Source organism: Pseudomonas rhizozeae, from assembly GCF_031583775.1.
In the GTDB taxonomy this organism is placed as follows: Bacteria; Pseudomonadota; Gammaproteobacteria; order Pseudomonadales; family Pseudomonadaceae; genus Aquipseudomonas.
The window spans coordinates 33,179-44,946 of sequence record NZ_JAVLSB010000024.1 but is presented as its reverse complement, the minus strand read 5'-3'; the positions used below and the strand labels follow the sequence as shown (position 1 = coordinate 44,946).

General features: G+C 64.5%; 9 protein-coding genes. 5 read left to right on the top strand and 4 right to left on the bottom strand.

Annotated elements, in window-relative coordinates; genetic code table 11:
- The first annotated feature begins 29 nt into the window (after nt 1–29).
- The 3 genes from icmH to tagF are packed head-to-tail and all read left to right on the top strand — an operon-like array spanning nt 30 to nt 5,605.
- On the top strand, nt 30–1,328 hold the full coding sequence (gene icmH, locus RG836_RS07945) for a type IVB secretion system protein IcmH/DotU (protein WP_310844595.1): 1,299 nt from the start codon (nt 30–32) through the stop codon (nt 1,326–1,328).
- 2 nt (nt 1,329–1,330) lie between these two features.
- Complete coding sequence (gene tssM / locus RG836_RS07940) at nt 1,331–4,912, top strand: type VI secretion system membrane subunit TssM (protein WP_310844593.1); 3,582 nt, start codon at nt 1,331–1,333, stop codon at nt 4,910–4,912.
- Between the two features lie 9 nt (nt 4,913–4,921).
- Entirely contained in the window at nt 4,922–5,605 is a 684-nt protein-coding gene (tagF, locus tag RG836_RS07935; RefSeq protein WP_310844591.1) for a type VI secretion system-associated protein TagF, read from the top strand.
- On the opposite strand, the gene RG836_RS07930 is transcribed toward tagF, so the two are convergent.
- The 4 genes from RG836_RS07930 to RG836_RS07915 are packed head-to-tail and all read right to left on the bottom strand — an operon-like array spanning nt 5,602 to nt 9,656.
- Nucleotides 5,602–6,414 carry a PP2C family protein-serine/threonine phosphatase gene (locus tag RG836_RS07930; RefSeq protein ID WP_310844590.1) on the bottom strand — a complete coding sequence of 271 codons (813 nt, stop codon included), beginning with the start codon at nt 6,412–6,414 and terminating at the stop codon, nt 5,602–5,604. The genes tagF and RG836_RS07930 overlap by 4 nt on opposite strands.
- Nucleotides 6,411–7,871 (bottom strand): serine/threonine-protein kinase, encoded by a 1,461-nt coding sequence (locus RG836_RS07925; RefSeq protein WP_310844588.1) that lies wholly within the window; start codon nt 7,869–7,871, stop codon nt 6,411–6,413. Before RG836_RS07925 ends, RG836_RS07930 begins: the two co-directional genes overlap by 4 nt.
- 7 nt (nt 7,872–7,878) lie before the next feature.
- Nucleotides 7,879–8,757: a c-type heme family protein gene (locus RG836_RS07920; RefSeq protein ID WP_310844587.1), complete on the bottom strand. Its 879-nt coding sequence runs from the start codon at nt 8,755–8,757 to the stop codon at nt 7,879–7,881.
- Nucleotides 8,758–8,759: 2 nt separating this feature from the next.
- Nucleotides 8,760–9,656: a FecR family protein gene (locus tag RG836_RS07915; protein WP_310844585.1), complete on the bottom strand. Its 897-nt coding sequence runs from the start codon at nt 9,654–9,656 to the stop codon at nt 8,760–8,762.
- A gap of 328 nt (nt 9,657–9,984) precedes the next feature.
- On the opposite strand from RG836_RS07915, the gene RG836_RS07910 reads away from it, so the two are divergent.
- On the top strand, nt 9,985–10,554 hold the full coding sequence (locus tag RG836_RS07910; RefSeq protein ID WP_310844583.1) for a DUF3455 domain-containing protein: 570 nt from the start codon (nt 9,985–9,987) through the stop codon (nt 10,552–10,554).
- A gap of 81 nt (nt 10,555–10,635) precedes the next feature.
- Nucleotides 10,636–11,673 carry a GGDEF domain-containing protein gene (locus tag RG836_RS07905; protein WP_310844581.1) on the top strand — a complete coding sequence of 346 codons (1,038 nt, stop codon included), beginning with the start codon at nt 10,636–10,638 and terminating at the stop codon, nt 11,671–11,673.
- The last annotated feature ends 95 nt before the right edge of the window (nt 11,674–11,768 follow it).

Sequence of the window (11,768 nt, the reverse complement as noted above, 5' to 3'; positions counted from 1 at the left end):
ATGACCCGTCAAAGCGAAGGTAAATCGACGTGAATCTGAACGACCCTCTCGGTGCAGGACAAGACCCCGACCGCACGCTGCTGATCCCCAACCCCGGCGGTCGGCGCACTGCCGCCACTGGCGCGGCGAACCCGGCGCGTCCTGCTGTCGAGCCGTTGTCCCTTAATGGCAAGGGCCTCAACCCGCTGGTGCGCGCGGCCAACCCGTTGCTGGACCTGGTAGTGCCGCTGCGTTCGCTCAACAGCGCGCCGGACATGGAAGCCCTGCGTGAGCGGCTGGTGCAAGCGATGCAGCAGTTCGAAGCCCAGGCCCGCGCCAGTCAAGTCGAGCCGGAAACCGTGGCCGCTGCCCGCTACGCGCTGTGCACGTTGGTGGATGAAACCATTTCCAGCACGCCGTGGGGGGCCGGGGTGTGGAACAGCCGCAGCCTGCTGGTGACCTTTCACAACGAAGCCTGGGGCGGCGAGAAGTTTTTCCTGATTCTGCAACGGCTTTGCCAAGACCCGGCGCGGCATGTCGATGTGCTGGAGTTGTTTTACTTGTGCACCGCCCTCGGCCTCGAAGGCCGCTATCGGGTGATCGAGCAGGGTTTCGAACAGTTGAGCACCCTGCGTGAACGCCTGCTCGGGCTGATTCGCCAACAACGCGGCGCGCAAGAACAGGACTTGTCACCCCGCTGGCGCGGTGCGGTCACCGAGCAACGTTCGATGCTGCGCCTGGTGCCGTTGTGGGTGTTGGCGGCGGTCGCGGCGGTGCTGCTGCTGACCCTGCAACTGACCTACAACTGGCTGCTCAACCGCGACTCCGACCCGGTGTTCGCGCAAATGGGTGCGGTGCGCGTCGTTTCGCCGCTGCCGCCGGTGGTCGCACCCATTACACCGCCGCCGGTGCGAGTCTCGGGCTTCCTCGCGCCGGAAATTGCCGAGGGCCTGGTCAGCGTCAAGGAAACCGCCGACCGCTCGGTGATCACCCTGCGTGGCGACGGCGTGTTCGGATCCGGCAGCGCCGAAGTGGCCAGCGCTTTCGAGCCATTGCTGGCGCGGATCGGCGAGGCCTTGGCCAGTCAGCAAGGCGCGGTGGTGGTGGTCGGGCATACCGACAACGTACGGCCGTCGGCGTCGTCACGGCTGTCGTCGAACTTCGACCTGTCCCTGGCCCGAGCGAAAACCGTGGCCCGCCTGTTGAGCGAACGCGCAGGCCCGGCCGAGCGCTATCGCACCGAAGGTCGCGGAGAAACCGAACCGCTGGTGGACAACGACACACCGGCCAACCGCGCGCGCAACCGGCGCGTCGACATCACCTTGCTCGTTCCCGCACAGGCGCAGTAATCATGGGTATTTTTAATATTTGGAATGCCTGGTCGCTGATCCGGCGCTATTCGAACTGGCTGAGCCGGCCATGGCTGCTGTCGCTGGTCGGCGTGGTCCTGGTCTCGCTGCTGGTGTGGTACGAAGGTCCGCTGCTGGCGTTCGACGGCCGCCAACCCCTGGCCCCGGAAGCCTGGCGCTGGCGCCTGATCGCGCTGCTGCTGTTCATCTGGGTGCTGTGGTGGGCGGTGGTGTTGTGGCGGGTGCAACGGGCCAATCGCTTGCTGATGCAGGGGGTGGCAGGCGATGAAGCGACGGCGCAGAAACACGCCGGGGCCAAGGCTTCGCAAGCCGAAGTGGCACTGCTCAGCGAACGCATGCGCAGTGCCATGGCGGTACTGCGCAAGGCCTCGCCGGGCTGGAAACTCAGCCGCCAGTATTTGTATCAATTGCCCTGGTATCTGTTTGTCGGCGCGCCGGGCAGCGGCAAGACCACGGCGTTGACCCACTCGGGCCTGCAATTTCCCCTGAGTGATTCCCACGGCGCGGCCGCAGTGGGCGGCGTCGGCGGCACGCGCAATTGCGATTGGTGGTTCACCGATGAAGCAGTGCTGCTCGACACCGCCGGGCGCTACACCACCCAGGACAGCTACACCGAAGTCGATAAAGCGGCGTGGTTCGGCTTTCTCGATTTGCTGAAAAAACACCGTCGCCGGCGCCCGGTCAACGGCGTGATCGTCGCCCTCAGCGTCAGCGATCTGTTGCAGCAGAACGAAGCCCAGCGGCAGATTCAGGCTCAGGCGATTCGCGCGCGGATTCAGGAATTGCACGAACGGCTGGGGTTGAATTTCCCGGTGTACGTGGTGGTGACCAAATGCGACTTGCTCGCCGGCTTCGCCGAGTTTTTCGAACCCATGGGTCGCGAAGAACGCTCGCAAGTGTGGGGTGTGACCTTCCCGCTGACCCAGGGCGATCAGGTGCAATTGCCCGGTGCGGCGCTGGCCAGTTTTCCCGGCGAATTCGACGCCCTGGAAAAACAACTGCAAGGCCGTGTGCTCGAGCGTGTGCAACAGGAGCGCGATTTGTCACGGCGCGCCTTGCTCTACAGCTTCCCGCAGCAATTCGCCGGCATTGGCGAGGTGCTCACGCGCTTCCTCAACACTGTGTTCGAACCCAATCGCTACCAGGACCCGGCGCTGTTGCGCGGGGTGTATTTCACCAGCGGCACCCAGGAAGGCAGCCCGATCGATCGGGTCATGTCATCCCTGGCGGCGGCGTTTGGCCTGGGGCGCAACGTGTTGCCCGCAGGTTTTGGCAGCGGCCGCAGCTACTTCATCACGCGGTTGATGCGCGAGGTGATTTTCAAGGAAGCCGGGCTGGCTGGGGTCAATCCCTTGCAGGAACGCCGGCAACGGCTGTGGCTGCGGGGGGCGATGGCGCTGATCGGCGTTACCGCGCTGTTGCTGGTGCTGGGCCTGACAGTCAGCTATCAGCGCAATGAAGCCTTGGTGCAAGCCTCGGCCGTGGCAGTGGCCGACGTGGCGAAAAAGGCTCGCGAACTGCCGGCCCAAGGCACGGTGCTGGTGACCTTGCCGCTGTTGAACGCTGCCCGTGACTTGCCGGCCGGGTTCGCCCAGCGCAACGACTCAGTGCCGTTGCTCAACCGCATGGGCCTGTATCAGGGCGACAAACTCGGCACTGGCGCGATTGCGCTGTACCGGCGTCTGCTGCGCGGCACCTTGTTGCCGCACATCGTCAGCAACCTGGAAAGTGCATTGCGCCGTGGCGACGCGAGCAATCAGGACTTTCTCTACGAAACCCTGCGGGTGTACCTGATGCTGGGCGAGCGGCAGTTCTTCGACGCCGCGTCGGTGCAGGCCTGGGTCGAAGTCGACTGGCGCCGTGAAGTGCCGCAAGCCACCGAGGCGCAGCGCCAGCAATTGTCGGCGCACGTTGAAGCGTTGCTCGACAGCGATGATGAAAGTGCCGAACCGGTGCAACTGGACGCGGCGCTGATCAGTAAAGTGCGCCAGACCTTGGCGAGCATGCCGCTGGCCGAGCGCACCTACAATCGTCTGAAACGGCAGATCGCGGCGCTGCGCCTGCCCGAGTCGAGCGTCAATGGTGCGGCCGGGCGCGACGTCTCGTCGTTGCTGGTGCGGCGCAGTGGCACGCCGTTGTCCCAGGGTGTCAGCGGTGTGTTCAGCGTCGCCGGCTACCGCGAACTGGTGGCGCGCAGCGGCAGTGCCGTGGCAGAGATGGCCAAGGACAACTGGGTGCTGGGCCGTGAAGAAAAAACCAGCGCCGCCGACACCGAAGCCATGCAGCAGGCGGTGCTGGGGCTGTATTACGCCGAGTACATCCGCCAGTGGGACGCCTTGCTTGGCGACGTGCAACTGGTGCCGCTCACCGGGCTCGACCAGGCGGCGCTGGTCAGCGGCGCGCTGGCGGCCAATGACTCGCCGTTGCGCGCGTTCCTGCAACTGGCCTCGCGGGAAACCACCCTCGAAGGCGCGCTGAAACCTGCGGCCGACAAAGACGCCAATCCGCAAGTGCGCAAAAGCTTCGACGACGCACGCAAGAAACTCGAAACGGCGCTGGGCAGCAACGACGGCAGCGAGCGGCCGCTCGACACCTCCGGCAATCCGGTTGACCCACATTTCGCGCCGTTGCACAGCCTGGTCAACAGCCCGGCACCGGGCCCGCTGGATGAAGCGAGCGCGATGCTCAAAGACGCCGCGCAATATTTCGACGGCGCCGAAGCGGCCCGCCGCAGTGGTTCGCCGGCGCCGTCGGGGGAAGTGCTGACCCGGGTCAAACGCGCGGCCACCACGCTGCCGGCGCCGATCTCGGCGGTGTTGCGGGATGTCGACAGCAGTGGCGGGGCGCTAACCCTGGGCAACGAGCGGGAACGCCTGAATGCCTTGTGGAATTCGGTCGGCGCACCGTTCTGCCGCGCCGCCATCGACGGTCGTTATCCGGTGGTGCGCAACGCCAGCCGCGACATTACTGCCGACGACTTCGGCAAGTTCTTCGGCCCCGGCGGGGTGATGGACGATTTCTTCAGCAAAAACCTGGTGCCCTACGTCGACATGAGCAGCAACCCGTGGCGCGCCCGTGCGGCGGGCAGTGGCTCGGTGAGCCTGTCCCAGGATGTGATCAATCAGTTCCAGCGCGCGGCGCGGCTGCGTGACATGTTTTTCGTCAACGGCGCCCGCCAGCCTTCGCTGCGTTTTGACCTCAAGGCCCTGAGCGCCGACCCGGCGTTGAGCAAGGTCACCCTCGACATTGATGGCCAAGCGGTGGTGTATGAAGCAGGCGTAACCGCAAACTTCACGCCGATCGTGCTGCCCAGCGGCAAGGGTGGCGACAGAGTGCAGTTGCAGACTGAGCCTCCATTGGCCAGCGACCTCAGCAGCGACGGGCCCTGGGCCTGGCTGCATGTGCTGGACCGCGGCACGGTCAAGGGCGGGCAGGGCGAGCGTTACCAAGTGGCGTTCACCCTTGATGGCCGCGCGGTGCAGTACGAACTGCGCGCCAGCAGCGTGATCAATCCATTCCGCCGCGATGCACTCGAGCAGTTCCGCTGCCCGAGCCGACTGTAAGGGCTGCGCATGACTCAGCGTATTTCCCGCAGCGGTTTTTACGGCAAGCTCGCCAGCCACGGCGATTTCATCAGTCGCCGCCTGGCGCCGGCCTTCCTGCGCACCTGGGACCAGTGGTTGCAGGAAGGCCTGACCAGCAGCCGCGAACGCCTCGGCGAGCAGTGGCAAGCGGCGTATTTGTGCAGCCCGATCTGGCGCTTTGCGCTGGCCAGCGGGGTGTGCGGCGAACCGGCCTGGGCCGGTGTGCTGATGCCGAGCGTGGACCGGGTCGGGCGCTATTTTCCGCTGACCCTGGCTTATGGCGGGCCGCCGGTCTCGACGTTGCAGCGGCTCAACCAGGATGGCGATTGGTATGCGGAACTGGAGGCCTTGGCGCTGTCATCGCTGGAACCCGGGTTCTGCCTGAACAGCTTCGATAACGCCTTGCTCAGCCTTCGCGCACCGTCCCGTGCCGGCTCACCGATGTGGGGGCACGGCCGCGCTGCCGGCCCCGGGGAATCCTGGCGAGAACTGCCGCCAGGGCAGGACTGGAGTGGCTGGTTGGCGTCGTTGGAACTGAGTGATGACAGCGCGCGGGCGCTGTTCTGGACCGACGGCTCGCCACACATTGCCGCGTCGTTGCTGCTGTGCAGCGACCTGCCGAGCGCGCGGACCTTTGCCGACATGCTCAGCGGTCGGCCGCCCACGCACTAGGCTTCGCAGAGCGCCAGCAACACCGTGGCGTTGTCCCGGCCGCCGTAATCGGCGGCCAGGCGGATCAAACCCTCGCACACCTCGGCAATCGAGTCGCCGCTGACCTGGCCCAGCCACTGCGCCAGTTCGTGGTGCGGCACGCTGCCGTGCACGCCATCGCTGCACAGCATCAACACATCCCCGCGCTGCACTTGATGCAGGGCAATCTCCGGCTCGACCTTGCGCGATGGGCCGATGGCTTGCAGCAGCAGGTTGCGCGACGGCAAACGGTCGAAATGCCCGGCGTCGAGGGCTTGCTGGTACCAGGTCTGGTCGCGGCTCAGTTGCTGCAAGTCACCGTTGCGCAAGCGGTATAAGCGGCTGTCGCCGACGTGAAACAGAATCAGCGGGCCCATTGGATCGCAGCGCCAGACTCCGGTCAGCGTGGTGCCCATGCCCTGGCCGTCGCTCATGCGCCGCGCTTCGTTCTGCGCATACAACCGCGCATTGACCTGCTCGATCGCCGCTTGCAAAGTGCCGATGGCGCCCATGGCCGGCATGCGGCACGTGGCGTCCGGGTCGACGCTGGCCGGTGCGGGCGCGGGCGGGCGGCTGAGGCATTCGCGCAAGGTGTCAAGGGCCATTGCGCTGGCTTGGGCCCCGGCCTCGTGGCCGCCCATGCCATCGGCCACCGCCAGCAACTGCAAATCGGTGTCTACCAGGAAGTTGTCTTCGTTGTGCTGCCTGACCGGCCCGGTGTCACTGAGGCCGAAGGCCAGGGCGGTGGTCAGTCGGTGGGGCCCGGGTACGCCGAGTGGGCAGTGGGTCATGAGGCAGTTCCGAGGCTGTGCAGGAGACGCAGGAATTGCGCGCGTACCGGCGGGTCGTTGATGTGTTCGGCCAGCAATTCGAGGAACACGGGCTTGCGGTCGGTGGCGCGACTGGCGCGGCTGACCACGATGCGCGCGATTGGCCCGATGAGTCGGGTCAGGTGCTGTTCGGCCAGGCTGGCAAACGCCGGGTCGTAGCCGCTGTCGCTGTCGCTGATGGGTTCGGGTTCGCTGGGTGGCTGGATCAGCGTGGCTGGGCGCGTTTGCTCAACCGTCGGCGGCGGCTCGGTCAGGTTCAAGCGCTGGGCGAGGGCAGCGGTGGCCTGGCTGAATTGCTCGCGGCCGCGCTCCGAAGGGATGTGCGGCAGTAAACCGCTGCACACCGCGTCGAAATCGTCGGCGACCAACAACGTGCGCTTGACCAGCAGCCGCGCGAGCGGCCCGATCTGGTGCGACAGCAATGCTTCAAGTTCGGGCCGCGCCTGGTGTTTCCACGGCGACAGCGTGTCCAGCGCACCGCTGGCACTGGACTCGACCGCGCTCGATTGCGCAGTGCGACTGGTGGCCAGGGTCAGGCCGAAACCGCTTTGCCGAGGGTTGATCAGCCGCGTCGCGTCATCGTCGATCTCTTGCGGCACCGGCAACTCGGCGTCCACCGCTTGCAGCGCGTCGAGAAACTGCTGCGCCGAGGCGTAGCGGTCATCCGGGCGCTTGGCCAAGGCCTTGACGATCACCGCGTCGAGCAGCGGATCGAGAGTCGGGTTGAGGCTTGATGGCGGCAGCGGTGTCTGGTTGAGAATCTGCTGCATGACCATGGTCGCCGAACCGGAAAACGGTCGTTCGCCGGTGAGCAATTGATAGAGCACAATGCCGGCGGAGAACACATCGGATCGGCCGTCGACCAAGGTTCCGCAGAACTGCTCCGGCGACATGTAGCTCGGGGTGCCGATCATCGAACCGGTCTGGGTCAGGCTAGAGGTGTCGAGGCGCGCCACGCCGAAATCCGCGACTTTGAGGTGTTGTTCGGCGGTGATCATCAGGTTCGCCGGTTTCACGTCGCGGTGCACCACGCCGCGCGAGTGCGCGTATTCCAGGGCTTGCAGCAGTTGGCGCATCCAGCCCAGGGCCAGGGCCAGACGTCGCGGCGGATGGGTTTGCAGCAAGGTGTTGAGCGGCGTGCCGTCGACGAATTCCATGGCGATGTAGGCCGCGCCGGCGTCTTCGCCGTAGTCGTAGACCGCAACGATATTCGGGTGGCTCAAGCGCCCGGCGGCCTGGGCTTCATTTTTGAAGCGGCCGATCAGTTGTTCGTGCTGATCATCACCGAGCAGTTCCAGGCGAATGGTTTTCAGCGCCACCACCCGCGCGATGTGCGGGTCGAAGGCTTTGTACACGGTGCCCATCGCGCCTTTGCCGAGCACGCTGTCGATGCGGTATTTACCCAGTTGTTCAAGCATGGCCGCGCTACTCTTCGAGCATTTTCATGGCGCTGACCAGGCTGGTGCGCATCCGCGCGAACGACTGCGCCAGGCGCGTCAGTTCGTCGTTGCCACGGGTGTCCATTTCCGGCACATCGGTTTCGCCGAGGCTGACCCGGTCGGCCAGGTTCGACATCTGGCTCAGGCGCCGGGTGACGAACAGGTGAACCATCAGGTTCAACGCGCAAAACAGGAACGCGAAGATCCCCAGCAGCGACATCATGTAGGTGCGCAGCAGCAGGTTGGCCCGTTCCAGCGGCACGGTCAGCGGCACCGATACCATGCGTGCGCCGATGATTTCGTTGAGCTTCCAGCCGAAACCGTTCAAGGGGCCGTAGCGATCGACCACGGTTTTCGGCGCCATTTCCGGCGTGGTGTGGCAGGCCAGGCAGGCCGGGTCGGTGATCTGGATCGGCTGCGCGACGAACAGCGAGGGGCCGGCGCCATCGGTGCGCTCGCCCACCAGCTCCTTGAGGTCAGGCTTGCCGCGTAACTGGTTGACGATGTTGGCTTCCCAGTCGGTGGCCTTGTCCCGAGGGTTGGTCGGGTTGAGCGTGGCTTCCTTGTACGAGTAGTCGGGGTAGCTCTTGAGCAACTCGCGCAGGTGTTCGGTGGAGGCGAACGAGGGAATCGATTGCGGCAGGAACTCGAATTTCAAGCGGTTTTCCAGCAGCGGCACGATTTGCCCCGAGGTGTAGACGCTGGCGGCGGACGCGGCGCCCATGAGCATGCGCGCATTGTCGAGGGACTCTTCCCGCGCGCTTTTCTGCAGCAACTGGTGGGTGAACAGGCTGCTGGCGGCGAAGCCTACAGCGAACACTGCGAGGAACACGATGTTGAATTTGACTGCCAACGACCACTTCATCATCAGGCTCCCAGGGACTGCGGTAGGTAGGAAGGCAGGGCACTGAGGGTCTTCTTCACCGCGCGGCCCCGGCTTTCGAAGCGATAGAGTTCGGTCTCCCATTCAAAGGAGCCGCCCATCTCGCGGATGATTGCCTTGCGGAACGTCGGCGTGGCCAGGCGCGGCGAGAAACGGGTGGCGAGGTTAGCGCGGTTCAGCCCGGGCGCGCGCAGCCAATGGGCGATGTCCTCGAAGTCGACGTCGCGGATTTTCTTCGGTGGCACGTTGGCGGCGGGTTTGCCGGACAGCAGCACCAGTGGATCGAAAAACGCGTTGGGCATCGCACTGATGAAGGTCGCGGGCGGGCGCCCGGCCGGTTGCAGCGGTTCGTCGCCCTTGCGTTGGCTGTATTGCTCATGGGTCAGGGTGGTCTTGCGTCCGGCCTGGCCGCGCTTGTCCAGTTCCGCCAGCGGTTGCGTGCCCTTCTCGACGAACACTTCCACCAGGTTATCGCTGACGTGAGTCACGCTGGCGCTGCGGCTGACGTCCAGGTGCAGGCTGCGGGTGTTGATGTCGAGGTTATCGCCGGTGCGGCCGGGGGCCGGTTGCACTTTCAGCCAACCTTGCAGCACGTGCAGCGTCGTCACGCCGCTGCTGCGATCAATGGCCACCCGGGTGTTCGGGCCCAGCGCCACGGTGCTGGTGGCCAGGCCTTCGATCTGGGTGATGGACTGGTCGGATTCGAGCAAGTCGCCGCTTTGCAGGCGCGTGCCGGAACTGGCGCTGTACAGCACCGTGGTGCGGATCAGTCGCAGCGGTTTCTCGGCGAACGTGATCACGCCCAGGCTGGCGGGAGCGGCCAGGAGCGAGGGCGCTTGCAACAAACCTGCGATCAGCAGCAACACGGAAAATCGGTTCACGGTATCGACCTTTTTGACACAACCCATTGCGCGCAGTGCGCTTTCAAGTGGCGCCAGCCTAACGTTTCGAGGCGCCGGGGCAACGTCAATTCTGCCTATGCCAAAAGGCTGATTTCATGGAACAAATTCATGGAATAAAGCGCGGGGCACAGGTGTTAATCCCTGTGGCAAACCCGTTTGACCTTTCCTTGTGGCGAGGGATCTCGCTCGCCACACAGCGAGTGCTACCACAGAGTGAGTGTCTGCCCATCACCATGGAATAAAACCCCGCCACCGGCTGTTTCTCCCCCCAAGCATCACCGGTTACCGGTTTTTTTTGAGGTGGAACATGTACGACTCTTTACTCGAAGCGGCCTTGCTGGAAACGGCCCGACACTCCTGCGATACGGTCCCGGTGGCCAGTGATCGCACATACCTGCTGCGGCAGATCGTCGCCACTGTGGCGCTGATCCTTGGGGTATGGGCGGTGGGCACCGTGCGTGCTTATGCCGCAACCGAAGACACAGATGGGTTGAGCGTCAGCGCCACCGGGGTGCAGATCTATGACTGCCGCGCCGACGCAGGCGGTCAACTCAGCTGGCAGTTTCGTGAGCCATTGGCAACCTTGATCCAGGACGGCAAAACCGTCGGCCGGCATTTCGCCGGGCCGAGCTGGGAAATGGCCGACGGCAGCGCGATTGTCGGCAAGGTCAGCGCACAAGCACCGGGCGCGACGGCCAAGGACATCGCGGTGTTAACGCTTGATGTGGTCAGTCAAACCGGTGAGGGCGTGCTCTCGAGGATGAGCCGCGTAGAGCGGATCGAGACCCGCGGCGGCGTGTTCGGTGGTCGTTGCGTGCATGCCGGTGACCTGCATGTCGAACCTTATACCGCGCTGTATCGTTTTTTCCGCCGTTGACCCGTGGCTGTTTGCCAGTGGTGCGGTTATCCTCCACGTTGTTTTGTGTTCGTCCACAACAAACAGCGAAAGTGAAGTTCAATGAGCCAATCGGAAATGCGTGCGACCGCCCTTGCCTTGTACCCGGAAGACTCCCGGGAGGCAGCGGAGTTACTCAAGCAGGCAGTGCCGCTGATGGTGCGACACAACATTGCACCCAATCCCGTGCATTACGCGCTCTGGTACACCTACAGCAAAGGCCTGGAGCCGGAGCTCAATCGCCATCTCGACCGGGTGGTCAAGGACTTCGACAGCTTCCCGCCGGAAGCGGCGTGCAAACTGTTTCGCGACTACATCATCCGCGACGAACTGGCCGACGCGCGCATCGGCCAACAACAGGCGATCAACCTGATGGACACCATGGAGCGCGACGTCACCCGCAGTGTGAAGGGCAGCCTGAATTTCCAGGCCAGCCTCGACCATTGCCTGGACATGCTCGAAACCCCGGACGAGCAGCGTTTGCCATCGCTGCTGGGTGAGCTGCAGCAGAGCACGCAACTGATGCAGGACCAGCAGACGCTGTTTCTTTCGCAACTGCACGCGGCGCAGAACGAGATCAAAAACCTGCGGGACAAACTCGAACAGGTGCGCCGCGCCGCGACCCTCGACGACCTGACCCGGGTGCTCAATCGCAACACCTTCAATCGCCTGCTGGAACAGACCCTGAGCAAGGGCACCGCCGGCGTGGCCCTAGTGATGCTGGATATCGATCACTTCAAGCAGTTCAACGATCAATACGGCCACCCACTGGGCGACCGGGTGCTTGAGCACGTCGGTGAGGTATTGCGCGGCGCGCTACCGGCCAAAGCCATTGCCGCGCGCTACGGCGGCGAAGAATTCTGCGTGGTGCTGCAAAACTGCCGCGACCTGGCCAGCGCCCAGCAATTCGCCGAACACCTGCGCACCAAAATCCAGGCCTTGCGCATCAAGGCACGCAACACCGACGCCGTGCTCGACACCGTCACCGCCTCATTCGGCGTGGCCATGGCGCAACTTGGCGACACCCCCGTCAACCTCCTGACCCGCGCCGACGAAGCGATGTACCAGGCCAAACACAAGGGCCGCAATCGGGTTGAGTAAAGTGGGTCGAGTGCATTCAGCAGTTATGAGGTGACTGCCAGGCCGCCATCGCTGGCAAGTCGAATCGTCGCACCGCAGCTCCCACGATGATCTTC